Below are 23,726 nucleotides of genomic sequence, written 5' to 3'. Positions count from 1 at the left end.
GGGCGATCAGCCCGCCACCGGCGGCAGCACCGCCGTCGCCACCGCCGCGGCCCCCCGCGAGCGCGCGTCGGCCACCACCCGCTCCACGTCCAGCAGCGGCCCCTCCACCAGCACCGACTGGCCGGCAGCGGGGTCGCCGGACCAGCGCACGACCGCGTCGGCGGGCGGTGCGAACGACGTCACGGTCTCCGGCAGCACCACCACGGCGGCGGCGCGCACCGCAGGGTCGTCCACCGGGTGCACGGTGACCGCCCGCACCGCGGACAGCCGTCCCACGGTGCGGATGAGCAGGCGCATGCGGCGCTCGGAGGCGGTGAAGGTCACCACGATCAGGCCGACGCCCTCGTCCACGTCGCTGGTGGCGATCGAGTCGAAGGAGACGCCCCGGGTGGAGAACACCCCGGCGAGCGCGGTGAGCGTGCCGGTGCGGTCGGCGCCCCGGACGAAGGCCACCCAGCGACGGTCGTCGGCGAGCACGGGCGCGGTCATCGCGCACCCCCGGCCGCCGCGGCGTCGCGTCCCAGACCCCAGGGGGTCAGCATCGCGTCGATCCGGTCGGCGGTGGTGAGCAGCCGGCGCGCCTCGTCCGGCGCGGGCTCGTCGAGCAGCACGCGGCTCCACCCTTCCGGGCCGAGCACCACCGGCACGCCGAGCACCCCGTGCAGCGGCGTCCCGGCGACCGAGGCCTCGCCGTCCAGGGCCACCTGACCGGCGACCACGATGTCCCGGCCGTCCAGGATCGTGTCCACCAGGTCGACGGTGGCGTTGGCGGTCGCGGCGGCGGTCTTGGCACCGCTCTGGTGGGTCAGCCAGGGGCGCGAGACGCCGCGCAGGTCCGGCGGCCAGGTCTCCACCAGGTCGAACGCCCCGGCGACGTCGGTGGCCATCAGGTCGGCCAGCCGGTCCTTGGCCTCGGCGATCTCCTCGGCGAAGCCGTCCAGCGAACGCGGCCCGCGCAGCCCGGCGACCGCCCGCGCACGCTCGTCGACATCGAGCCCGCTGATCCGCACCGTCGACCACAGCGGCACCTGGTCGTCCCCGTGCTCCCCGGCCACGAAGCCGCCGACCCGGTGCCGTCGGACACCCAGGGACACCGCGACCTCGCGGCGGAACCGCAGCGTGTCCAGCCAGGCGCCCATCCCGATCACCCGGTGGCGACCGAGCGCGCGGGCGACAACCGCCACCCCGAGCTCGACCGGGTTCGACACGACGACGGCCACCTCGTGCCCGGAGCCGTGCTCGGCGATGGCCCGCGCGTAGTCCTCGAAGACGGCGTGGTTCTCGGCGGCGAGCACGGCCCGGTCGGTGCTGGCTCCCGCCCGCGCCGGGGCGGTGCGACCGGCGGTCAGCACGATCACGTCGGCGACCACGTCACGCGGGTCGAGGGCGACGTCGATCAGCGGGGCGTGCTCGTCGTAGGCGTCCACCAGGTCGGCGCGCAGCCCGTAGGACGCCCGCCCGGACGCACCACCGGGCCGCCCGACCAGCTGGAGCCGTGATGACGTCGGCAGCACCCGCCGCTCGATGAGCTGGGCGCAGACCTGTCGCCCCACGTCCCCCGTCGCACCCAGCACCGCCACGTCCACGACGGTGAGGGTAGGGCACGCGTGTGTCCGCGCGGTTGCCGGCCTGTTTGTATCATCGATGATACTTTCATCAGTGATACTATCGCTGGCGATACCAGGCGGAGGTGGAGCGGTGGAGGAGAGGTTCGTCGGGCGCGAGCGGCTGATGGCCGAGCTCGCACGACTGCTGCCGACGGCCACCCGCGAACCGTCCGCCCGTCCGGGCCGAGCCCTGCTGGTGCGCGGGCGCCGCCGTGTCGGCAAGTCCCGCCTGATCGAGGAGTTCATCGATCGCGCGGACGTGCCGTCGGTCTACTTCACCGCCTCCACCCGGCCCGCCGCCGAGGAGCTGGCGATGTTCGTCGAGGACGTCGCGTTCTCGGACCTGCCGGCTGCGACCACCTTCCAGGGCGTCACCGTCGAGTCCTGGGACGCCGCGCTCCGCCTGCTCGCCTCCGCGCTGCCCACCGACCGCCCGAGCATCGTCGTGCTGGACGAGCTGCCCTACCTGACGGCGAGCGACCCGGCGCTGGAGGGCACGCTGCAGAAGATGTTCGACCGCGTGCTCTCCCGCCTGCCGGTGCTGCTGATCGGGATCGGCTCAGACCTGGCGATGATGGAGGCGCTGAACACCTACGGACGGCCGTTCCACCAGCGCGCCACGGAGATGGTCGTGCCGCCGCTGTCGCCGCGCGAGGTCGGCGACCTGATCGGGCTGCCGGCCGCCGAGGCGTTCGACGCCACCCTCGTCACCGGCGGCCTGCCGCTGGTCTGCCGGGACTGGACCCCGGGCGCGACGCTCTGGGAGCACCTGGCCGACGCGCTCGACCACCCGACGTCGCCGCTGCTGGTCAGCGCGGAACGCGCGCTGGCCGCCGAGTTCCCGCCGGACGCCCAGGCCCGTCGGGTGCTGGAGGCGATCGGCAGCGGCGAGACCACGTTCACCCGGATCGGCCAGCGCGCCGGGGAGATCCCGAACACGTCGCTGACCCGGTCGCTCGACACGCTCACCGGCAAGCGGGTGGTCGCCGCCGACCGACCCCTGTCCACCCGCAGGTCCAAGGAGACGCGCTACCGCGTGGCCGATCCGTACCTGCGGTTCTGGCTGACGTACCTCGGCCCCGCCATGCCCGAGATCGAGCGCGCCCGCGGTGACCGCGTGCTGGCCCGGATCCGTGCCTCGTGGCTCGCCTGGCGCGGGCGGGCGATCGAGCCGCTGGTGCGCGAGTCGATCGACCGGCTGCCGCCCGAGGCGCTGGGGCTGGGCGACGTCCCGCCCCCGGCGGTCGGCGGCTACTGGACGCGCACCAACGACCCGGAGATCGACCTGGTGCTCGCGGACCGGGCGCCGGTCGCCGACCGTGTGCTCGGCGTCGGCTCGATCAAGTGGCACGACGCCGCGCCGTTCGACCAGGCCGACCTGACGGCGCTCGTGCGGCACCGGTCCCAGCTGCCCGGCGCCGACGGCACGACCCCGCTGATCGCGGTGTCCCGCACCGGCGCGACCGCCACCGGGGCCACCGTGCTCACGCCGGAGGACCTGCTCGCCGCCTGGTGACCCGGTGCCCGGTCAGTCGAAGTCGAGCAGGTCCCCGAGCCAGGACTCCCGGCGCTTCTTCTTGCCGGAGGGGTAGCCGGAGCGGTCGTCGCGGTACCGGTCGTCCCGGTAGCGGTCGTCGCGACCGCGGTCGTCGCGGCCGTAGCCCCGGTCGTCGCGGTAGCCCGCGTCACGTCCGCGGTCGTAGCCGCCGTCGCGCCCGTAGCCACCGCGGTCGTCGTAGGCCGGCGCGGGACCGCCGGGGGCTGCGCCGACCGGGCCGGGGCCGGACGCGGCGCGCTCGAGGATCTTGTCCAGCTCGCCGCGATCGAGCCAGATCCCGCGGCACGACGGGCAGTAGTCGATCTCGACACCCTGCCGCTCGGCCATCACCAGCTCGGCGCCGTCCGTGGGACACCTCATGTCGCACCTCTTCCGTCGTCGCGCGCCCGGTGAGGGGTCGCGGCTCTCCTGGACCGTCGAACGATCGGCGCGGCGCCCGGGTTCCGCTCAGAGCCCGCGCTGCCAGGCGACGACGCGGTCCACGGCCTCGGCGACCACCTCCGGCGCGGAGGCGAAGGACAGCCGCACCCAGTCGTGCCCGTCCACCCGGTCGAAGTCCGTGCCGGGTGTCAGCGCCACCCCGGCCTCGTCCAGCAGGCGTGCGCACCAGGTGGTCGAGTCCAGGCCGGTGGCGGAGACGTCGGCGTAGACGTAGAACGCGCCGTCGGCGGGGGCGACGCGGGACCAGCCGAGGTCGGGCAGCCGGTCGAGCACCAGGCGGCGCGACGCGGCGTACTGCGCGACGTTGTCCCGGGCGGCGGCGTAGCCCGCCTCGCTGAACGCGGCCACCCCGGCGTGCTGGGCGAGCGCGGGCGGGCAGAGCGCGACGTTCCCGGCGAGCGCGTCCACCGGCGCGGCCAGGTCCTCCGGCAGCAGCAGCCAGCCGAGCCGCCAGCCGGTCATCGCCCAGTACTTCGAGAACGAGTTGACCACCACGACCCCGCGGTCGAGCGCGGTGGCGGCGGTGGGCGCACCCGCGGGTCCGGCGTCGGCGGCCCCGTCGGCGTAGGTGATGCCGTGGTAGATCTCGTCGCTGACCAGCCGCACGCCGTGGTCGGCGCTCCAGTCGACCAGGGCGTCGAGGGCGGCGCGGTCGATCACGGTGCCGGTGGGGTTGGCCGGTCCGGCGACCACCAGCCCGTCGATCGGCGCGTCCAGGGCGTCGAGCTGCTCGACGGTCGGGCGCCAGCGGGTCTCCGGGCCGCAGGGCAGCTCGACGACCTCGCAGCCGAGCGCCCGCAGGATGTTGGCGTACGCGGGGTACCCGGGGCGGGCGAGGGCCACCCGGTCGCCGACGTCGAAGGCTGCGAGGAACGCCAGCATGAACCCGCCGGAGGACCCGGTGGTGACCGCCACCCGCGCCGGGTCGACCTCGACGTCGTACCAGTCGCCGTAGTGCCCGGCGATGGCCGCGCGCAGCGCCGGCGATCCCAGCGACTCCGTGTAGCCGAGGTCGCCGCCGCTCAGCAGCTCGACCGCGCGCTCACGCACCACGTCGGAGGCGCCGGTGGACGGCTCCCCGGCGCACAGGTTGAGCACCCGCTGGCCGGCGGCACGGCGGGCGTTGGCGGCGGCGATGATCTCCATCACCGCGAACGGGGGCACGTGGGACCGGCGGGCGACCTTCATCCCGTCATCCTCCCCCGCCCGCCCCCGCGTCGCGCTCAGCCGCGCGCGTCGAGCACGGCCCGCACGTGCGCGACCACCCCGTCGGCGGCCGCCTCGACCTCGTCCAGGCAGTGCTCGAAGTCGGCGGCGCCGCCGTACCAGGGGTCGTCCACGTCCAGCAGCCGCTCCGGCCCGCCCTTGGGCACCTGCGGGGCGGCGGGGTCGAAGGACCGGTACATCCGCACCCGGTCACCGGCGGCGTCCCCGCCCAGCCGGCGCAGCGCCCGCGCGTGGCTGGACGTCATCGCGAGCACCAGGTCGTGCTCCCGCAGGTCGGCGACGCTGGTCTGCCGGGCGGCGTGCCCGGGCACCTCGTACCCGCGCGCGGCCAGCGCGGTGCGCGCCCGGCGGTCGATCGGGTTGCCGCGCTCCTCGTCGCTGATCCCGGTGGAGTCGACCACCACGCGATCCGCCAGCCCGGCCTCCGCGAAGCGGGCGCGCAGCACCACCTCGGCCATCGGCGACCGGCAGATGTTGCCGGTGCAGACGGTCATGACCCGGTACGGGTCGTGCTCGGTCACGCGTCCTCCTGGTCGTCGCTCAGCAGCACGCCGGTGCCGCCGGTGAAGGTGATCCCCGCGAACGTCGCGCCGCGGGCGACCTCCCGGAAGCCGTGCCGCTCGTGCAGCGCGATCGAGGCGCCGTTGGTCGCGTTGACGACGCTGCGCACCGGGCGGTCCGGGCCGCGGCGAGCAGCGCGCCGAGCAGCCGGGAGCCGATCCCGGCACGGCGTCGCGACGGGTCGACGGTCAGCCCGCTCACGTACCAGCCGTCCGGGGCGTCGGCGTGGCCCTGCCAGCGCGCCAGCATCGCCCAGCCGGCCGGTGCACCCCCGGGCTCGGCGGCGACCAGCAGGACCCGCGCCGGGTCGGTCGACCAGGCGGTCACCCGGTCGGCCAGGTCCGCCGGCTGCGGGCCGCGCGAGGCGGCGAGCGCCACGATCCCCGGCACGTCGGCGGGCGTCGCCGTCCGGACCTCGCACGCGGTGTCCGCGACCCCGTGGACGTCGGGCGCGAAGGCGGCGAACTGGGCGGGCACCCCGACATCCTGCCGTGCCGGCCGGCCGGGCAGCACCTCGGTCGCGGCAGTGCCGAGGTGGGTGCCGGGGGCTAGCGTCGGTGGCACCCGCCGGCAGCACCCTGGAGGCACGCCATGGACACCGATCTCGTCGTCGTCACCGGCGCCTCCGGACGGGTCGGACGCCGCCTCGCGTACCGGCTCGCCGCCGAGGGCGCCCCGCAGCGGCTGGTGGTGCGCAGCCCGGATCGCGCACCCGAGCTGCCCGGCACCGAGACCGAGGTCGCCGTCAGCCCGGGGTACGGAGACGTCCCCGCGATGCGCGCCGCCTTCGCCGGGGCCGGCACGGTGTTCCTGGTGTCCGCGCGGGAGTCCGCGGACCGGGTGACCGAGCACCGCGCCGCCGTGGACGCGGCGGTGGACGCCGGGGTCGAGCGGATCGTCTACCTGTCCTTCATGGGCGCCGCGCCGGACGCGACCTTCACCTTCGCGCGCGACCACTGGGCCACCGAGGAGCACATCCGCGCCTCCGGCCTGCGCTTCACCTTCCTGCGCGACTGCCTCTACCACGACGCCGTCGCGCGCTTCGTCGGCGAGGACGGGGTGATCCGCGGGCCGGCGGGCGATGGCGCGGTCGCGTCGGTGGCGCACGACGACGTGGCCGACGTGGCGACCGGGGTGCTGCTCGACGCCCGCGACCACGTGCACGACGGCCAGGCCTACGACGTCACCGGACCCACCGCGTTCACCCTGGACGAGGCCGCCGCCGTCCTGTCCGCCGCCACCGGCCGCACGATCACCTACCTGCCGGAGACCCTGGACGAGGCCTACGCCTCCCGCGCGCGCTACGCCGCCGAGCCCTGGGAGGTGGACGGCTGGGTGTCGTCGTACTCCGCCATCGCCACCGGCGAGATGGCCCCGGCGTCCTCCGTGGTGCAGCGGCTGTCCGGGCGGCCGGCGCAGTCGTTCTCCGAATGGCTGACGGTCAACCCCGACGCCTGGGCGCACCTGCGGGTGTAGGTCCGCTGTCGATCCGGCCCCACGGCCGATCCACTCCCCGTAGCCTGCGTGTGCCAGCACGACGAAGAGCGGAGCGCGATGACCGACGCAGCACTGACGACGCCAGCCGGATCGGAGCCGATCGCGAGCGTGATAGCGGACAAGGCCCGGGTCGCGGTGCAGGGCGAGGGGGTGCAGGCGCAGATCTACAAGGCGATCTCGGTGCAACGCCCCGTCGTGCTGGAGTATCTGCGATCGCTGCGACGGGAAAGACCCGGCGCGACAGCGGCCGAGATTCTCAAGGAGCTCGACCGGCGATACGTCGCCACGGTCACGGTCTCCAGCGCCGGCGTGGGTGCCTCAGCAGCGATCCCCGGGGTCGGCATCCCCGTCGCGCTCGGGCTCGGCGTCGCGGACCTGCTGTTCTTCTACGAGACCAGCGCGCTCTACGTGCTGGCGGTGGCGGAGGTGCACGGGATCGCAGTGGACGATGCCGCCCGCGCGCAGCCACTGGTCTTCGGGATGCTGCTGGGCGAGAAGTCGCAGAGCCAGGTCTCGACGCTGGTGATGGGGGCGCTGGGGGGCAGCAATGTAACCGCGGCACGCGCCGCCGCAGGCGCGATGGCCGGGAGCTCGTTGCCGAACGGGTGGGGTGAGGTGCTGACCCAGCAGCTCCCCGACTCCGCGCTCGCGCCTCTGCTCGTCCACCTCTCCCGCGACGCCGCGCTCAAGGCAGGTTCAAAGGTCGGCGCCGGGACCCTGGGCAGAGCCGTCCCCTTCGGGATCGGCGCGGTGATCGGGGGCGTCGGCTCGTTCACCTTCGGGCGCGACGTGGTCAAGGCAGCGCACGTCGCATTCCCGAACCCACCTGAGGCCTTCCCCGACGTGCTGGCCGAGTTCGCCAAGCCAGAGCGCGAGCCGACGGAACCCTCCCGTGCCGCGGCTGCGCTGCAAGCCGCCGCGCAGTCGGCCGCCGACTTCGGGGAGGACGTCTGGGAGACGGTCACCCGTTCGACCGAGGTGTTTCGCACCGTCGATCTGGACGGTGACGGCATCCCGGACGAGGCCCGGGCGCTCACCGCCATGAAGCACGCCGGTACCGCGATCAAGGGCGCCGCGACCGGCGCCCTCGGCGCGGTGCGTCGGCGCACGACCAAGGCAGCGACCACAGAGGAGACGATCGCGGAGACAGTCGAAACCTGAGGCGGAGCGCGCGGTCAGCCCTTGCGCGCGGTGAGCACCACCGGCCCCGACGGCGTGATCGCCACCGTGTGCTCGGCGTGCGCGGCGCGGGCGCCGTCGGCGGAGCGGATCGTCCACCCGTCGGGGTCGATCACATAGCCCTCGCCGCCGGCCATGAACCACGGCTCGATCGCGATCACCAGCCCGGCGCGCAGCTTCATGCCGGTGCCAGCGCGTCCGTCGTTGGGGACGTGCGGCTCCTCGTGCATGGTGCGGCCGACGCCGTGCCCGCCGAAGTCGGTGTTGATGCCGAAGCCGGCGGCGTGGCCGATCGCGCCGATCGCGGCGGAGATGTCACCCATCCGGTTGCCGGGGCGGGCCTGCGCGATCCCGGCGGCGAGCGCCCGCTCGGTGACGTCGATCAGCCGCTGCGCCTCGGGGTCGGGGGGGCCGACCTGCACGGTGAGCGCGGAGTCGGCGACCCAGCCGTTCACCTGGGCGGCGAAGTCGATGCTGAGCACGTCGCCGTCCGCGAGCACCTGGTCGGAGGGCAGCCCGTGCAGGGCGGCGTCGTTGACGCTGGTGCACAGCACGCCGGGGTACGGCATGGCGCCGAAGGACGGGTGGTAGCCGAGGTACACGGAGTGCGCGCCGGCCTCGTCGATCATCCGGTGCGCGTGGGCGTCGAGGTCGCGGAGCGTCACACCGACCTGGGCGACGTCGCGCAGGCTGCTCAGCACCCGGGCGACGAAGGATCCCGCCGCCCGCATCGCCTCGACGTCCCGGGGTGACTTCAGATCGACCACGTGCCCACCCTAGCCACGCGCGCCGGGCCGACCGGGCCCCGGGCGCGGAACAGCCCGTGGGCTGGACCTCCTGCTGGAGGGCCTGCCGCGCTGGACGAGTGCACGGCTCCCACGGGCTGCGGTGACTGCGGGGATTCGCTCGTCGCCCGCCGGATGGTCCGGTGGGACGTCGAGACGGATCGGCAATCCGTCCGATGTTCTCGGGCGACTAGCGGACAGTCACCTCTCGCGTCCGAAGAGACTTCATCTCGTGGACCACCTCCTTTCGGCGAATGCCACGACGCTACGTCCGTCTCTCGGGGGTCGCCAAGGGGTTTTTCCGTGGGCGATCACGCGGTGGCGGAGGTGCGGGTCAGGAGGCCCGGGAGTCCTGCGCGCGCACCTCGCGGGACAGCCGGTAGCCGATCCCGCGCACGGTGACGATCCACCGCGGGTCCAGCCCGCCCTCGTCGAGCTTGCGACGCAGGTTGGCCATGTGGACCTCGATGTTCCGCCGGTCGGCGGGGGTGGCGACGGTCTGCAGGGGCACGCCGTGGGCGCGGGGTCCGACCGCGCGGGCGAGGTCGTCCTTCGGCACCGGGCTGCCGGCGCGCTCGGCCAGCAGCGCGAGGATCTCGAACTCGCTGCGGGTGAGCGGGACCGGTCTGCCCTGCACCTGGACGCAGCGCGCCGGGACGTCGACGACGAGGTCGCCACGCCGCAGGACGGGGCCGGGAGCGCCATCGGCGACGGCGCCCGGCAGGTGGTCGTGAGCCCCCCTGGTCTCCATCCAGGCACGCTACCTCCGAGGCCCTGATCTGGCCCGTCGAGCGGCGTCGCCTCAGGTCAGGACCCGGTCAGCAGTGGTCGAAGGCGTACTCGGCCGACCCGGGGACGCCGAGGTCGCGGTCACGCAGGATGGTCGACGCGGGTACCTGCGGGTCGGCGCAGACCTCGGCCCAGGTGCCCCGCAGGTCGTCCGTGTACTCGATGTCCAGCACCGCGTCGCCGTAGACGTCGGTGTAGCCCGCGCACTCGTCCCACCGGTGGCACTCCTCGGCGACCACGAAGTCGAAGCCGGCCTCGTCGCGTCCGCGCAGCCCCAGGTCGGCGGCGTTCTTCTGCCCGACGGCCAGGCCCGCCTCGTGGGCGACCTCCGCGTACCGCCGCGCCAGGTCCACCGCGTCGTCCTCGGTGAGCCTCCCGTCCGACCGCGTGAACGTGTCGAGGTTGTCGAGCTCGACGGCGTCGAAGCCGCGCTCCGCGCAGGACCGCACGACCTCGCCCAGCACCGCGACGATCCCGGCGCGCTTCTCGTCGGTGGAGGTGTCGAGCAGCATCTCGTCCGGCCAGGCGGGGTCGGCGACCGGGGTGCCGTCCTCGTCGCGCAGCACCAGGTCGGGGTGCTCGTCCAGCCACAGGTCACGATCGCCGGGCTGGGTCTGGAAGCCGTTGACGTAGCAGCCGGACCACAGGCCGTCGGCGGGCTCGTCGGAGGCGTCCCGCACCACGCCGCCCACGCCCTCGGCAGGCTCGTAGGCACCGCCGAGCTGGTAGTCGACGATCGTGCCCGCGGGCGGTGCACCGTCCGGCACCCGCTCGGCGGGCCCGGTGGCGACCGGCGTCTCGTCCTGCGTGCAGCCCGCGAGCGCGAGCACCAGCGCGAGCGCGACGGCCGCCCGCCTCACCGCACCGCTCCCGGCAGGATCGGCGGCCCCGGCAGCACCGCGCCGGGCAGGACGAGGTCGAGCACGCGCTGCAGCCGCCGCTCGGCCGGGTCGGCGAGCGAGGGCAGCAGCAGCGTCGTCATGCCGAGCGCCACCGCGGCGCCGTCCCAGCCAGCGCGGTCGCCGACCATCAGCACCTGGTCCGCGCCCAGGTCCAGCGCGTCGAGCGCCCAGGTGAAGGCGCCCGGGTCCGGCTTCACGTAACGGGTCTGGAAGGACAGCGCGAAGGCGTCGACCAGGGTGTCCCAGGGACGACCGTCGGGCAGCGCCTGCGCGGCGAACCCGGGGCGCAGGTCGGCGTGGATGTCGGAGAGGACGCCCACCCGCACCCCGCCGTCGTGCAGCGCGGCCAGCAGCTCCCCCGCGTCGGCGGCGAACCGGTGCTCGGCGGGGTCGGCCACCCGCGCGTAGAGCGCGAGCGCGAGGGTGTCGTCCAGCCCGGCGGCGCGGTACCAGCCCAGGTACGCGGCGCGGTGGGCGGCGCGCTCGAGGTCCACCTCCGGGTCGTCGACCCGCGCGGTCTGCGTCGACCGCAGGGCGGCGAGCACGCCTCCGACCTCCGCGGGCCCGGCGGGGCGGCCGAGGGCGGTCAGCGCCTCGGCGACCAGGTCGGCGTAGGCCGGCGGCGCGGCGATCGTGCCGTTCCAGTCCAGCAGCACCCCGGCGAACCGGGGCACCGCCCCGTCGAGGGCTGCGGTGCGGTGGTCACGGCTCGTGCTCGGCGCGGTCGTCACGCGTCGAGCCTAGCCAGCGGGTCGTCCGGCGGATCGGGACCCGACCTGCTGATCCACCGTTCGGCGACCCCAGGCCCCGCTAGCATCCCGGCATGGAGACCACCCGGGATCGTCGCAACGTCGCGCAGGCCGTGGTCGGCCTGGTCCTCGTCGTCGGCGGGGTGGCCGCCCTGCTGGACCGCCTCGGCGTGGTCGACATCGACTGGGGCTGGGTGTGGGGCCACGGCTGGCCGGTGGTGATCATCGCCGTCGGCGTCGCCGCCCTGATCAGCACCCCGCGGGCGCCCGCCGGCCCGCTGGCGATCATCGCGCTCGGCACCCTGCTGCTGATCGCCCAGCTGCCCGGCGTCGACCTGGACGTGTGGGGCGTGCTGTGGCCGCTGGCGGTGATCGTGGTCGGCATCGCGATCATCTCCGGCGGACGGGCTCGACCCACCGGCGACCAGGACACCGCGATCTCCGCCTTCGTGTTCTGGTGGGGCACCGAGCGCAAGCCCCGCACGCAGGACTTCCAGGGCGGCAGCCTCACCGCGATCATGGGCGGCATCGAGGTGGACCTGCGCAAGGCGTGGATCCAGCAGCGCGCGCAGATCGCGGTGTTCGCGATGATGGGCGGCATCGAGATCAAGGTGCCGGAGGGCTGGCGCGTCGAGGTGCACGGGCTGCCGATCCTCGGCGGGTGGGACGACAAGACCACGCCCCCGCTGGACCCGGACGCCCCGGTGCTGCGCGTGGACGCCACCTGCATCATGGGCGGCATGGAGATCAAGAACTAGCGGGAACTCGTCCGCGTCACCGCACGTTGAGCGGCTGCCGCGCCTCTCGGGCGGCCCACCCGACCTGGAGAGAGATGGACGCGGACAGTCACAGTCCTTGCCGCCCCCACGCCGATGAGCGCGCGAGGGGCGGTGCACGATGACCTGGGTGCTGTCCCTGCTGGTCGGCGTGGTCGTGGTCCTCGCGATCACGGCCCTGACCGGCTACTTCGTGGCGCAGGAGTTCGCCTACATGGCGGTCGACCGCTCGCGCCTGTCCAGCCGCTCGGCCGCCGGTGACACGGCCGCCCAGCGCGCGCTGGCGGTGACCCGCCGCACGTCCTTCATGCTGTCCGGCGCACAGCTCGGCATCACGATCACCGGTCTGCTGGTCGGCTACGTGGCCGAGCCGCTGATCGGCGAGGCGCTGGGCGAGGCCCTCGGCGGGGTCGGCGTGCCGACCGGTGTCGGGATCGCGGTCGGCACGGTGCTGGCCCTGCTCCTCTCGACGCTGGTGCAGATGATCTTCGGCGAGCTGTTCCCGAAGAACCTCGCCATCGCCCGCCCCGAGCCGGTGGCCGTGAGGCTCGCCGGGTCGACCACCGCGTACCTGACGGTGTTCGGCTGGCTGATCAGGATCTTCGACCAGGCGTCGAACCTGCTGCTCCGCGCGCTGCGGATCGAGCCGGTGCACGACGTGGAGCACTCCGCCACCGCCCGCGACCTGGAGCACATCGTCGCGGACTCGCGGGAGAGCGGTGACCTGCCCGCCGAGCTGTCGGTGCTGCTGGACCGGATCCTCGACTTCCCGGAGCGCGACGTCGAGCACGCGATGATCCCGCGCGCCCGGATGGACGTGGTGCGCGCCGAGGACACCCTGGGCCGCGTGCGCGAGCTGATGAGCACCGGGCACTCCCGCTACCCCGTGCTGGACGCGGACGAGCAGGTGGTCGGCGTGGTGCACCTGCCGGACCTGCTGGCCGCCGACCACGACCCGGCCGCCGCGGTGACCACGCTGATGCGCCCGCCCGCCGTCGTGCCGACCACCATGGCGCTGCCGGACGCGCTGGCGATGCTCGCCGGATCGCGCAACCAGCTGGCCTGCGTGGTGGACGAGTACGGCGGCCTGGCCGGCGTCGTCACGCTGGAGGACCTGGCCGAGGAGCTGGTCGGCGAGATCACCGACGAGCACGACGCCGAGGTGGCCCCGCTGGTGGCGGGCGACGCCGAGGACGGCGTGTGGGTGATGGCCGGCGACGTGCACGTGGACGAGGTCGAGCGGGCCGTCGGCCACGACCTGCCCGAGGGCGACCGCGAGACGATCGCCGGCCTGGTGATCGCCGCGCACGGCGCCCTGCCCGCGGTCGGCACGGTGGTGCGGATCCCGCTGCCGCCGGACCCGGCCGACCTGGCGCTGCCGTCACCGCCCGAGCCGCCGGTGCTGCGCGCCGAGGTGCTGGCCGTCGAGCGGCACGTCCCCGCGAGCCTGCGGGTGACCATCGAGCAGGCCGACGTCCCGGAGGAGGACCGATGAGCAACCCCTGGGTCGTCGCCCTGGTCACCGTCGCACTGATCGCGCTGAGCGCGTTCTTCGTCGCCGTCGAGTTCGCGCTGCTCGGCGCCAAGCGGCACCGCCTGGAGGACGCCGCGTCGCGCAGCCGCTCCGCCCGTGCCGCCCTGCGGTCCTCCGGCGAGCTGACCGTGCTGCTCGCCGGGTCCCAGCTCGGCATCACCGCCTGCACCCTGGCGCTCGGTGCGATCACCAAGCCCGCGGTGCACCACTGGCTGACCCCGCTGTTCGAGCAGTGGGGCGTGGCGCTGTGGGCGGCGGACGTGCTCGGCTTCGTGCTGGCGCTGATCATCGTGACCTTCCTGCACCTGGTGGTCGGCGAGATGGCGCCGAAGTCCTGGGCCATCGCGCACCCGGAGGCCTCGGCGACCCTGCTGGCGCTGCCGATGCGCGGGTTCATGTGGCTGACCCGCCCGCTGCTGCGGGCGCTGAACGAGATGGCGAACTGGTGCCTGCGCCGGGTCGGCGTCGAGCCCAGCGCCAACGTCTCCTCCGGCCAGAACCCGGACGACCTGCGGCACCTGGTGGAGCACTCCGCCAACGTCGGCGCGCTGGACGCGGCGTACTCCGCGCAGCTCACCGGCGCGCTGGAGCTCACCTCGCTCACCGTGGCGGACCTGCTGCTGGCCGGCCGGCCGGGCACCGTCCCGACCGCGGTCGACCCCGGCGCCACCGTCGCCGAGGTGCAGGACGCCTCGCGCCGATCCGGTCACCTGCGGGTGCTGGTGCGCGCGGGCGGCATGCGACCGGTCGACGGCGCGGCCACGCCGGTCACCGGGGCGGTGCACGTGCGGGACACGCTGACCGCCGAAGCCGGGTCGCCGATCGCCCCGGTGATCCGCCCGGTGCTCGCGCTCGCCGCCGACACCCCGGTCTACGCGGCGCTGTCCGCCATGCGGGAGGGCAGCAGCCACCTGGCGGTCGTCACCGGGGCGGACGGTTCGGTGGGCGTGATCACCCTGAACGACGTGCTCAGCCGCCTGTTCCCCCGCACCACGGGCGCCGCTCCGGCGGTCGCTGCGGGCTGAGCGGCCGCAATCGGCTCGACGTGGTCGGCGACCTGGGCGCATCATGGTCGCCGACCACGGGCCGCGATCTGCGCCGCCCATCGCCAGGAGGAGATCGCGGGATGTCGTCTGCCGCAGAGAGCGGGGCCGGCCGTCGAGGCCACCTCGGTTGACGCGACGTCGTCCGTCGCTCACCGCGCCTGACCGGCCCACCGGTCGGGCACCCCACCAGCGCACCGCCCCGGCACCGAGTCGGCCGGCGGTCCGCGAGCGCACGGGCACCGACAGCCATCCCCTCCCCGCCGCACCCGGCGCCGCGAGGGCGACCCCTGCCGTCCGCACGTCGGACCCGGTCGCCCCGCGCCCGGACGCCCACCCTGCGCACCGAGAGCCGAGCCCTGCCATGCGACCCCTGACCCCCGCCGAGATCCACGCCTCCTTCGTCAACTGCTCCCGTCGCGAGGCCCGCGACGCCACCCTCCCGCTCGACCTGGACAGCACCGACTGGGAGCGGCTCGACCTGCTCGGGTGGGTGGACCGCAAGGCCCCCCGGATGGCCTACGTCGTCACCCTGGTCGAGGACCGGCCGGTCGGGATCGTGCTGCGCACCGGCGAGACCCGCCTCGGCCCCAAGCGCGCGATCTGCGCCTGGTGCGAGGACGTCACCGTGCCGCACGAGGTCGGCTTCTGGGTGGCCCGTCGCGGCGGCGCCTCCGGCCGGGACGGCAACTCGATCGGCACGCTGGTCTGCGCGAACTTCTCCTGCTCCGCGAACGCGCGTCGGCGGCCCACCCGGACCGAGGTCGGCGACGGCGACCCGGCGGCCGTCGTGGCGGCGCGCGTCGCCGGCCTGCGGGAACGCTCCGCCCGGTTCATCGCGGAGGTCCGCAGCACCAGCTGATCCCGGTGCGAGGCGCCGGGTGAAGTCCGACCCGACCGCCCCGTGATCATGCGCGCCACCCGACCGGGTGAGAGATCCGACCCTCAGGAACGCTCTCTCACCCGGTCGCCCGGCCGATGGGCCCCCCGTTCAGACCAGTGACGGGGACGAGCCCCGTCGAGATCCCGGGGGGGGACCGTGTCCAGAGCACGACAGTGGTGGGAGGCCGTGCGACGGCCTGCCGCCGTGACCATGGCGGCGGCGCTCATCGCGCTGGCCGTCCCGACGACAGCCGGCGCCGCAGTCGGGCAGGGCGGCTCGATCAGCTATGTGTCCGGCGAGGAGAAGGTCGGGCAGACCGTCACCTACGCCTTCGAGTGCACGTTCACGGACGAGCAGGAGACCGTGGGGGCGCAGGCCTACCTCTACGGCCCCGGAGGAGTCCCGTTCTACGGGTTCGGCTCGATCGACGTGACCACGAACACGTCGACCGAGCGCGCCGGCACGTTCACCATGAACTACACCGGGCGCGCCGCCGGCACGTACCAGCTCCAGGTCAAGTGCTTCGGCGACGGTCCCGGTGGCAGCGTCAACCCGACCCGGCCGGTCTCCCTCGCCGCGAGCGCCGCCACGACCACCACGTCGCTCAGCGCCTCGCCGCAGTCCGCGCTCCCCGGGCAGGCCGTCACGCTGACCGCCACCGTGCCGGGCGCCGTCGGCGGCGACGTGACCTTCACGGACGGCAACGGCACCCTCGGCACCGCGACCGTGGGTGCCGGCCACACCGCGAGCATCGTGCAGGGCTTCCCCGCCACCACCGCGGTCACCGCCACCTACGCGGGTGTCCCCGACACCTACCTGGGCTCGACCTCCAGCCCCGTCACCGTCACCGTGATCACCCAGGTCACCGCCCCGGCGCACGTCGCGATCTCCGAGCCGGTGCGCGTCGGCGAGGCGGCCTCGGTGGCCGACCTCGGCACCTGGTCGCCCAGCGGCGTCACCTACTCCTACGTGTGGAAGGTCGACGGGCAGCAGGTCGGCACCGGCGCCACCTACACCCCGGTCGCCGCCGACCTGGACAAGCCGCTGACCGTCGAGGTCACCGGCACCCACCCGTCGCTCGGCCCGGAGGGTTCGGCCACCGCCACCAGCGAGGCCTCGCGGTGGATCAACCCCGGCATCCTCGCCACCGGCGACTGGGACCTGTCCGGCACCGACGACGACGGCAACGCCGTGCTCGGCCGCCCGCTGAGCGTCGTCACCGCCGGCTGGCCCGTCGGCACGACCTTCACCTACCAGTGGGAGGTCGACTACACCGACGTCCCGGGTGCCACCACCGCCACCTACACGCCGCGGGTCGCCGACCTGGGCAAGGTCGTGAACGTCCGGGTGGACGCCTCCGCGCCCGGCATGGGTTCCGAGTACGACGTCTTCTACGCCTGGTCGGTCGTCACCACGCCGACCGTCACGGTGGGCTCCTCGCAGATCGTCGTCGGCGCCGACGCCGTGGTCCCGGTGAAGGTCGCCGGCCCCGCGGGCGGCCCGGTGGCGACCGGCACGGTCGACGTCACCCTGACCCCGACCTCCGGCACCCCGGTCGTCGTGCCGGGCGTGGCGCTGGTGAACGGTTCCGCCACCGTCACGGTGCCGGGTCTCGCCGTGGGCACCTACGCGGTCACCGTCGCCTACTCCGGCGAGGGTCAGATGCACCCGTCGTTCATGCTGATGTCGGTCCCGCAGTCGCACGCCTACCTGCCGGCCACCGGATCGGGCACCGTGCAGGTGGTCAAGCCGGCCCCGGTCGTCACGCCGACCGACCTGACCGTCCCGGTCGCCACGGCCGGCACGCTGGACGTGACGATCGGCAGCCCGCGCCCCGAGCGGTACTCGGTCCGCGAGGGCTCGACGGTGCTGGCCGAGGGCGTCGTGCCCGCGACCGGCACGACCCTGGCGATCACCCTGCCCGTGCTCGCCCCCGGTGCGCACGACCTGGTGATCGACCTGCCGGAGTCCGCGACCACCGCCGCGGCCAGCCGTGCCGTGCGGGTGACCGTCACGGGCGAGCCGCCGCGCGCGTCCGGCACGCCGACCGCCGACCTGGCGACGCCGCTGGGGGCCACCCGGCCGGGGCAGCAGATGGACCTGGTCGCCGAGGGCTTCGAGCCCGGTGAGACGGTCGCGTTCTACATGCACTCCGACCCGGTGTTCCTCGGCACCGCCGTCGCGGGCGCCGACGGGATCGCCCGGCTGCGGGCCACCATCCCGGCCGATGCCCCGCTCGGCAACCACACCGTGATCGCCACCGGCGGCACCTCCGGTCGGTGGGCCCAGCTGAGCATCGTGCTCGGCGTGCCGACCGCGGCCCCGGCCCTAGCGGCCACGGGTGCGCAGGCCGGCGGTCTGATGACCGGCGCCTGGGTGCTGCTGGCGCTCGGTGGTGGCCTCGTGGTCCTGGCCCGGAAGGTGCGCGCCGCGCGCTGACCCGACGACCCCGGCGTGACGGCCCCCTGACCCGCGTGGTCAGGGGGCCGTCGTGCGTCACCCACCCGGCCGGCGCACCCCACGCGGACGGGTGAGCGTTTTCCGTTCACCCACCCGGGTGGGCGACCGCGATCGTTGCCTCGGGAACCCTCTTTCACCCGCTCGCCCGGCCGATCGGACGCAGGTCCGGACCACGGGGCGATCCCCCGTCGAGAGAGGAAGTGACGTGCACGCAGCACGACAGATCTGGCGGGGCGCCCGACGTCCCGCTGCAGCGATCGTGGCGGGGGTGCTGATCGCCACGGCGGTGCCGGGCGTCGCCCTCGCCTCGCAGCGCGGCGTGTCGATCGAGCAGACCTCCGTCGGGGAGCCGACGAGCGAGGGCAGCGCGACCTACTCCTTCGCCTGCTACTTCGACCAGACCGAGCCGGTCGGCCCCGTGACGTGGGACCTGATCGACCTCGCGGCCGAGGAGGGCGTCACCTCCGGGTCCGGCACGGTCACCAGCACCGATCCCGGGACCGAGCGCCACGGCACGCTCACGCTCGACCTGGACGGCGTCGCTGCCGGCGACTACGCGCTCCAGGTCGGCTGCGCGACCGACCTCGAGGGGCTGATCGCCGACTCGATCCCGGTCACCGTGGCCGAGGGGAGCAGCACCACCGACGTCGCCACCACGACCACCCTCACCGCGAGCACGCAGACGCTGTTCGGCGACCAGACCGTCACGCTCGTCGCCACCGTGCCGGGCGCGGTCGGCGGCACCGTCCGGCTGTTCGCGAACGGCGTGTACGCGGACAACGCCTGGCAGCTCTCCGCGAACCACGACGCGTACTTCACCCTGCGCCCCTCGGCCACCACCGTGTACCGGGTCGAGTACACCGGCGCCGAGGGCTACCTGCCGTCGGTGTCCGCCGACGTGCGGGTCAGCGTGAACGAGCCCGGTCAGCCGCGGCTGTCCGGCACCGTCGAGGACACCGCCCGGATCGGCCGGACGCTCACGGTCGCCCCCGGCACCTGGCCCGAGGGCACCACGTTCACCTACGCCTGGACCCGCGACTACCAGTCGGTCGACGGCGCCACCGGCACCACCTACACGCCGACCGTCGCCGACCTCGGCACCCGGATCGGCGCGGAGGTCACCGCCACCGTGCCCGGGGCCGCCGAGCCGTTCGTGGTGTCCTCCTCCTCGGTGCAGGTGCTCGCGCAGCCGACCGTGACCGTGGGCTCCCGCACGATCGCCGCCGGCGGCACCGCCGTGGTGCCGATCACCGTCGCCGGCCCCGCCGGGGCGCCCGCCCCCACCGGCGACATCACCGTCACCGTGACCGGCTCCGCCGCCGAGCAGGTCGTCACCCTGCAGGACGGCGCCACGTCCGCCTCCTTCGCCGACCTGGCACCCGGCACGTACACCGTCACCGCGTCCTACCCGGGCGACTCCGGCGGCCACTCCTACGCCCGCGGCTCCTCCGGCGGCCAGCGCTACCTCGAGGCCGTCGGCACCGGCACGATCACCGTGCAGGGGCCGGCGCCCACGCTGACCGTCCCCGGCACCCTCACGGTGCCGGTGGCCACCGCCGGCGTGCTCACCGCGCAGGTCGGCGCTCCGCTGCCGGCCCGGTACGAGGTGCGCGAGGGCAGCACCCTGATCGCCTCCGGGGCCGTGACCGGCACCGACCTGTCGATCACGCTGCCGGTGCTCACGCCCGGCGTGCACACCCTGACGGTGACCCTGCCGGCCACCGAGACCACCGCCGCGGTCAGCCGCACGGTGACGGTCACCGTGACCGGCGAGCCGGCGCGCGCATCCGGCACGCCGACCGCCGACCTGGCGACCCCGAAGGCCGCCACCGCCCCGGGTCAGCAGATGGACCTGGTCGCCGAGGGCTTCGAGCCCGGTGAGACCGTCGCGTTCTACCTGCACTCCGACCCGGTCTTCCTCGGCACCGCGATCGCCGGCGCCGACGGCGTCGCGCGGCTGCGGGCCACCGTTCCCGCCGACGTGCCGGTGGGGTCGCACACGGTGATCGCCACCGGCGGCACCTCCGGCCGGTGGGCGAAGCTGAGCGTGGTGCTGGCGACCCCGGGTGCCACCCCGGCGCTGGCGGCCACCGGCGCGCAGACCAGTGCGCTGATGACCGGCGCCTGGCTGCTGCTCGCGCTCGGCGGCGGCCTGGTGCTGCTCGCCCGCAGGGTCCGCGCGACCCGCTGACCGCGCCCCGGCGGGAACGCCGACAGCCCTCCGACCCCGTGGTCGGAGGGCTGTCGTGCGTCGTCAGACCGTGCGGAGCACGTCCCAGACCTCGGGCCCGGGCTTGTCCATCAGGCGGTAGTCGAAGGACGAGGCGTCGGCGAAGGTGACCCGGACGACCGGCACGCCGCCCTGGGCCTTCGTGCCGGTGTCCTCGATCGAGGCGACCTGCGCGCGGGGGATCGTGACCAGCAGGTCGCCCGGCACCGAGTTCAGCATCATGCCGAAGTCCCACAGGGTCAGGGCGCGGGTGCTGAGCGCAAGCACGTACGGACCGGCGTCGCGGGGCAGCGTGCGGGCGATCGATCCCTCGTCGCCCTCGACGTGCCGGGCGCCGGAGACCGCCGTGCCGACCGCGGCCGTCGCGGCGCTGAGCAGCCGGCCGGACGCGCTCAGACCACCGCCACCACCCCGGGTGAAGGCGCTCGGCACGACCTGCGTGTGCACGAGCAGCGGGTCGTCCGCGCCCAGCACGCCGCCGATCTCGGCGGCCAGGTCGACCGCCGGTCCGGTGAACAACGCCTTGTACCGATCCATCAGGCCCATGTGTCGTCGACTCCTCCCTCGGGGATGCGCTTCCCGAGCACTGAACCGGACACAACGCCCGCTGTCCAGCGGTGACGCCCGATCAGAGGACGCTGGCCAGCGCGTCCAGCGCGACGAGCGGGTCCGGGCCGGCCGGGATCAGCACCACCGCGTCGGCCCCGGCGGCGGCACGGGCGGCCAGCGCGGCGCGCGCCTGCTCCGGCGTCCCGGTGATCGCCAGCCGGTCCACCCACGCGTCCGGCAGCGCCGCCGCGAACGCCGCGCGGTCCGCCGCCGACGCCCGCAGCGCCCGGAACTCCTCGACGAAGTCCAGCGGGTCGACGTGCGGCGCCCAGCCCGGGTCGCCGATCCACAGCAGGCCGGTGCGGGCCACCGCGCGGGCGGCGTCGGCGTCCGACCCGACCGCCGCCACGTCGTAGGTCACCACCCGGTGCCCGGGGGCGTCGCCGATCTGCGCGCGGACGGTCCGGATGTACTCGGGGGTCGCCGGCTCCGCCAGCACCGTGCCGTCGGCCACCCGCCCGGCCAGGGCCAGCGAGCGCGGCCCGCGCACCCCGGCGAGCACCGGCGGCGGGGTCGCCCGCTCCCCCTCCAGACGCAGGTGGTCCAGGTGCACGTAGCGGCCGTCGACCGTGACCTCCTCGCCGCGCAGCAGGGCGCGCAGCGCCGTCACGTGCTCCTCCAGGTAGGTGAGGATGCTCTCCGGCCACGCGCCGACCTGGCGCATCCAGTCCGGCATGCCGTGACCGACGCCGAGCACCACCCGCTCCGGGAACAGCTCGGCCAGCGTGGAGGCCTCCATCGCGGCGAAGCCGACGTTGCGCGCCGCCGCCGGCAGGATCCCCACGCCGACCCGGATCCGCTCGGTGGCCGCGAGCACCGCAGCGGCCTGCGCGACGCCACCGCGGAAGCCGAGGTCCTCCACCACCCACAGCTCGGCGAACCCGAGCTCCTCGGCGCGCCGGGCGAACGGCAGCACCTGGTCGGCGGGCAGGTCGCGGGGCAGCATCACCCCCACGTCGGGCAGGTCGGCAGCGGTCACGGCGGGGCCCAGGGCGGCGGCGTCGGCACTCATGCCCCGACCGTACCCAGCCGCACCCGGATCGGCGGGGCCCAGGGCGGCGGCGTCGGCACTCATGCCCCGACCGTACCCAGCCGCACCCGGATCGGTCAGGTCCCCGCCGCGCGGCGCCGCCCCCGATGTGCTCTGCTGGTCGCCGAGCACCGGTGACGATCACCTGGAGGACCGCGTGGGCATGCTCCGCTACTGCGCCATCACCTCGCTGGACGGGTTCGTCGCCGACCGGGACGGCCGCTTCGACTGGAGCGCCCCCGACGAGGAGGTGCACCAGGCCGTCAACGACCTGCACCAGGGCGTCGGCACCTACCTGTACGGGCGGCGGGTGTACGACGTGATGGTCGCCTGGGAGACCATGCCGACCGCCGACGAGCCGCCGGTCATCCAGGAGTACGCCCGGCTGTGGCGCGCCACCGAGAAGATCGTGTACTCCCGCACGCTGGAGACGCCCTCGACCGTCCGCACCCGGATCGAGCACGACTTCGACCCCGACGAGGTGCGCCGGCTGGTCACCACCTCCGAGCAGGACCTGCTGATCGGCGGCGCGCACCTGGCCGGGGCCGCCCTGCGCGCAGGCCTGGTGCACGAGGTCCACCTGTTCGTCTCCCCGGTGCTGGTCGGCGGCGGCACCCGCGCGCTGCCCCGCGACGTCCGGCTCGACCTGGAGCTGCTGCACGTGCGGCGGTTCGGCAACGGCGTCGTGCACCTGCACCACCGGGTCCGGGAGACGACCGCGGAGCCGGCCTAGTCCTGCGGCACGCGCGTGATCCGCACGTGCCACGCCTCGGGCCCGTCGACCAGGTACTCGACATCGATCGGCGCGCGGTCGGCGAGCTGGGCCAGCAGCGGCAGCGGGCGGTGCGGGGCGACGATCACCAGCGCGGCGCCCGGGGCGATCGCGTCGAAGGCACCGAAGACCGTCGCGTGCCGGATGGCGTGCGGGATCGTGCGCACGTCGAGCACCGGGTCGGCCTCGTCGTGGCCGCCGCAGCCGCAGGCGTGCGCGGCCGGCTCGGTGGTCGGTGCGGTGGGCAGGATCTCGACGGGCTGGTTCACGGTGATGCTCCTCCGGATGGGGTCGGGGTCGGGTCGGCGGCCGGTCAGGCCGCGTCGGTCAGGTGCGCGTCGGTCAGGTGCAACGTGCAGCGGCGCGGTCCGGTGAACGGGACCAGCCGGCCCGCGCGCAGCGGGCCGTCGGTGCCGGCGAGCAGCCGGCGGGCCAGGCCCAGGTGGACCGCGCAGACCACCTCCGGCCGGGCGCGGGCCAGGTCGAGGAACGGGCAGCGACGCAGGTCGACGGCGCTGCCGTCGGCGGCTGCCTCGGGGTCGAAGCCGAGCCGGTCCAGGTGGTCGAGCAGCGCGGCCTGCTGGGCGGCGCGCCCGGTGCCGGTGGCCTGGGCGTGCCCGGGCAGCTCCGCGAGCAGCTGCTCACCGGCGGCCACCGCGGCAGCGGGCACGTCCGCCAGGTCGGCGCCGTAGCCGGCGAGCAGCATCCGGGTCAGCGCGGCACGGGCGGCTCCCTCGTCGGCGCGCGGCACCACCGGATCGCCGGGTCGCGCGGTGACAGCGCGGTAGACCAGCCGCGGGCGGCCCCGCACCGACCGGTCCTCCGGCACGCTGACCACGTGCCCCTGCGCGGCGAGGTGCTGCAGGTGGGTGCGCACGGTGTTGCCGTGCAGCCCGGTGCGGGCGGCCAGCGCGGGAACGGTGGCCGAGCCCTCGGAGCGGAGCAGGTCGAGCAGGTCGGCGCGGCTGCCGGCCGGTGCGACGGGCTCGGGCGGGTGCCGGTCGGTCATGCCACACCCTCCCCGGGTCGTCGGTGGGGCGCCGTGGGACGGAGGTCCCTGCTGCGGCGCTCCTCCCATTAAATACCCTCGAACA

Annotated in this window: 24 protein-coding genes and 1 pseudogene; 10 read left to right on the top strand and 15 right to left on the bottom strand. The window is 75.0% G+C overall.

Annotation, left to right across the window (positions count from 1 at the left end; genetic code table 11):
- Positions 1-6 precede the first annotated feature (6 nt).
- Together ACZ5HG_RS00525 and ACZ5HG_RS00520 are read right to left on the bottom strand one after the other, a co-directional pair.
- Entirely contained in the window at positions 7-489 is a 483-nt protein-coding gene (locus ACZ5HG_RS00525; RefSeq protein ID WP_464179573.1) for an ACT domain-containing protein, read from the bottom strand.
- A complete protein-coding gene (locus ACZ5HG_RS00520; RefSeq protein WP_464179571.1) occupies positions 486-1,586 on the bottom strand; it encodes a lactate/malate family dehydrogenase in 1,101 nt (366 codons plus the stop codon). The genes ACZ5HG_RS00525 and ACZ5HG_RS00520 overlap by 4 nt, the downstream gene beginning before the upstream one ends.
- Before the next feature lie 112 nt (positions 1,587-1,698).
- On the opposite strand from ACZ5HG_RS00520, the gene ACZ5HG_RS00515 reads away from it, so the two are divergent.
- Positions 1,699-3,123, top strand: coding sequence for an ATP-binding protein (locus ACZ5HG_RS00515; RefSeq protein ID WP_464179569.1), 1,425 nt, complete (start codon positions 1,699-1,701; stop codon positions 3,121-3,123).
- A 12-nt stretch (positions 3,124-3,135) separates the two neighbouring features.
- Here the strand turns inward: ACZ5HG_RS00515 and ACZ5HG_RS00510 are convergent, their stop codons facing one another.
- The 5 genes and pseudogenes from ACZ5HG_RS00510 to ACZ5HG_RS00490 all read right to left on the bottom strand — a co-directional run.
- Entirely contained in the window at positions 3,136-3,525 is a 390-nt protein-coding gene (locus ACZ5HG_RS00510; protein ID WP_464179566.1) for a TFIIB-type zinc ribbon-containing protein, read from the bottom strand.
- 87 nt (positions 3,526-3,612) lie between these two features.
- The gene (locus ACZ5HG_RS00505) at positions 3,613-4,794 is read right to left on the bottom strand and encodes a pyridoxal phosphate-dependent aminotransferase (RefSeq protein ID WP_464179564.1); all 1,182 of its coding nucleotides are present in this window, start codon (positions 4,792-4,794) and stop codon (positions 3,613-3,615) included.
- Positions 4,795-4,829: 35 nt separating this feature from the next.
- Positions 4,830-5,327, bottom strand: coding sequence for a low molecular weight protein-tyrosine-phosphatase (locus ACZ5HG_RS00500; protein ID WP_464182229.1), 498 nt, complete (start codon positions 5,325-5,327; stop codon positions 4,830-4,832).
- Positions 5,328-5,350: 23 nt separating this feature from the next.
- The gene (locus tag ACZ5HG_RS00495) at positions 5,351-5,503 is read right to left on the bottom strand and encodes a hypothetical protein (RefSeq protein ID WP_464182231.1); all 153 of its coding nucleotides are present in this window, start codon (positions 5,501-5,503) and stop codon (positions 5,351-5,353) included.
- 56 nt (positions 5,504-5,559) lie between these two features.
- Positions 5,560-5,721, bottom strand: a pseudogene (locus ACZ5HG_RS00490) (hypothetical protein); the annotation flags it as partial.
- Between the two features lie 264 nt (positions 5,722-5,985).
- On the opposite strand from ACZ5HG_RS00490, the gene ACZ5HG_RS00485 reads away from it, so the two are divergent.
- Together ACZ5HG_RS00485 and ACZ5HG_RS00480 are read left to right on the top strand one after the other, a co-directional pair.
- Positions 5,986-6,870, top strand: a complete 885-nt coding sequence (locus ACZ5HG_RS00485; protein ID WP_464179562.1) for an SDR family oxidoreductase — start codon at positions 5,986-5,988, stop codon at positions 6,868-6,870.
- A 78-nt stretch (positions 6,871-6,948) separates the two neighbouring features.
- Positions 6,949-8,052 carry a hypothetical protein gene (locus ACZ5HG_RS00480; protein ID WP_464179560.1) on the top strand — a complete coding sequence of 368 codons (1,104 nt, stop codon included), beginning with the start codon at positions 6,949-6,951 and terminating at the stop codon, positions 8,050-8,052.
- A 14-nt stretch (positions 8,053-8,066) separates the two neighbouring features.
- Here the strand turns inward: ACZ5HG_RS00480 and map are convergent, their stop codons facing one another.
- From map to ACZ5HG_RS00460, 4 genes are all read right to left on the bottom strand, one after another.
- The gene (gene map / locus ACZ5HG_RS00475) at positions 8,067-8,837 is read right to left on the bottom strand and encodes a type I methionyl aminopeptidase (RefSeq protein WP_464179558.1); all 771 of its coding nucleotides are present in this window, start codon (positions 8,835-8,837) and stop codon (positions 8,067-8,069) included.
- Between the two features lie 352 nt (positions 8,838-9,189).
- Positions 9,190-9,606, bottom strand: coding sequence for a winged helix-turn-helix domain-containing protein (locus ACZ5HG_RS00470; protein WP_464179555.1), 417 nt, complete (start codon positions 9,604-9,606; stop codon positions 9,190-9,192).
- 67 nt (positions 9,607-9,673) lie between these two features.
- Complete coding sequence (locus ACZ5HG_RS00465; protein WP_464179553.1) at positions 9,674-10,504, bottom strand: endo alpha-1,4 polygalactosaminidase; 831 nt, start codon at positions 10,502-10,504, stop codon at positions 9,674-9,676.
- Positions 10,501-11,277 carry an HAD family hydrolase gene (locus ACZ5HG_RS00460; protein WP_464179551.1) on the bottom strand — a complete coding sequence of 259 codons (777 nt, stop codon included), beginning with the start codon at positions 11,275-11,277 and terminating at the stop codon, positions 10,501-10,503. Before ACZ5HG_RS00460 ends, ACZ5HG_RS00465 begins: the two co-directional genes overlap by 4 nt.
- 92 nt (positions 11,278-11,369) lie before the next feature.
- Here ACZ5HG_RS00460 and ACZ5HG_RS00455 point away from each other — a divergent pair, with 92 nt between their 5' ends.
- The 6 genes from ACZ5HG_RS00455 to ACZ5HG_RS00430 all read left to right on the top strand — a co-directional run bounded on the left by ACZ5HG_RS00455 (position 11,370) and on the right by ACZ5HG_RS00430 (position 20,182).
- Positions 11,370-12,053: a LiaF transmembrane domain-containing protein gene (locus tag ACZ5HG_RS00455; protein ID WP_464179549.1), complete on the top strand. Its 684-nt coding sequence runs from the start codon at positions 11,370-11,372 to the stop codon at positions 12,051-12,053.
- Between the two features lie 139 nt (positions 12,054-12,192).
- Complete coding sequence (locus ACZ5HG_RS00450) at positions 12,193-13,566, top strand: hemolysin family protein (RefSeq protein WP_464179546.1); 1,374 nt, start codon at positions 12,193-12,195, stop codon at positions 13,564-13,566.
- Positions 13,563-14,630, top strand: a complete 1,068-nt coding sequence (locus ACZ5HG_RS00445) for a CNNM domain-containing protein (protein WP_464179544.1) — start codon at positions 13,563-13,565, stop codon at positions 14,628-14,630. Before ACZ5HG_RS00450 ends, ACZ5HG_RS00445 begins: the two co-directional genes overlap by 4 nt.
- A gap of 382 nt (positions 14,631-15,012) precedes the next feature.
- Positions 15,013-15,510 carry an FBP domain-containing protein gene (locus ACZ5HG_RS00440; protein ID WP_464179542.1) on the top strand — a complete coding sequence of 166 codons (498 nt, stop codon included), beginning with the start codon at positions 15,013-15,015 and terminating at the stop codon, positions 15,508-15,510.
- A gap of 177 nt (positions 15,511-15,687) precedes the next feature.
- Positions 15,688-17,970, top strand: coding sequence for an Ig-like domain repeat protein (locus tag ACZ5HG_RS00435; RefSeq protein WP_464179541.1), 2,283 nt, complete (start codon positions 15,688-15,690; stop codon positions 17,968-17,970).
- 226 nt (positions 17,971-18,196) lie between these two features.
- Entirely contained in the window at positions 18,197-20,182 is a 1,986-nt protein-coding gene (locus ACZ5HG_RS00430; protein WP_464179539.1) for a hypothetical protein, read from the top strand.
- 63 nt (positions 20,183-20,245) lie between these two features.
- Here the strand turns inward: ACZ5HG_RS00430 and ACZ5HG_RS00425 are convergent, their stop codons facing one another.
- Together ACZ5HG_RS00425 and ACZ5HG_RS00420 are read right to left on the bottom strand one after the other, a co-directional pair.
- Positions 20,246-20,767 carry a hypothetical protein gene (locus ACZ5HG_RS00425; protein ID WP_464179537.1) on the bottom strand — a complete coding sequence of 174 codons (522 nt, stop codon included), beginning with the start codon at positions 20,765-20,767 and terminating at the stop codon, positions 20,246-20,248.
- Positions 20,768-20,849: 82 nt separating this feature from the next.
- Positions 20,850-21,842, bottom strand: a complete 993-nt coding sequence (locus ACZ5HG_RS00420; RefSeq protein WP_464179535.1) for an LLM class flavin-dependent oxidoreductase — start codon at positions 21,840-21,842, stop codon at positions 20,850-20,852.
- Positions 21,843-22,023: 181 nt separating this feature from the next.
- On the opposite strand from ACZ5HG_RS00420, the gene ACZ5HG_RS00415 reads away from it, so the two are divergent.
- Positions 22,024-22,593, top strand: a complete 570-nt coding sequence (locus ACZ5HG_RS00415; protein WP_464179532.1) for a dihydrofolate reductase family protein — start codon at positions 22,024-22,026, stop codon at positions 22,591-22,593.
- On the opposite strand, the gene ACZ5HG_RS00410 is transcribed toward ACZ5HG_RS00415, so the two are convergent.
- Positions 22,590-22,901 carry a DUF2249 domain-containing protein gene (locus tag ACZ5HG_RS00410; protein WP_464179530.1) on the bottom strand — a complete coding sequence of 104 codons (312 nt, stop codon included), beginning with the start codon at positions 22,899-22,901 and terminating at the stop codon, positions 22,590-22,592. The genes ACZ5HG_RS00415 and ACZ5HG_RS00410 overlap by 4 nt on opposite strands.
- A gap of 44 nt (positions 22,902-22,945) precedes the next feature.
- Positions 22,946-23,641: a helix-turn-helix transcriptional regulator gene (locus tag ACZ5HG_RS00405; RefSeq protein WP_464179527.1), complete on the bottom strand. Its 696-nt coding sequence runs from the start codon at positions 23,639-23,641 to the stop codon at positions 22,946-22,948.
- Positions 23,642-23,726 lie beyond the last annotated feature (85 nt).

This window comes from Cellulomonas sp. GTC20042, assembly GCF_055389595.1.
The sequence above is the reverse complement of the archived record's forward strand: the minus strand, read 5'-3'. Positions and strand labels throughout refer to the sequence as shown.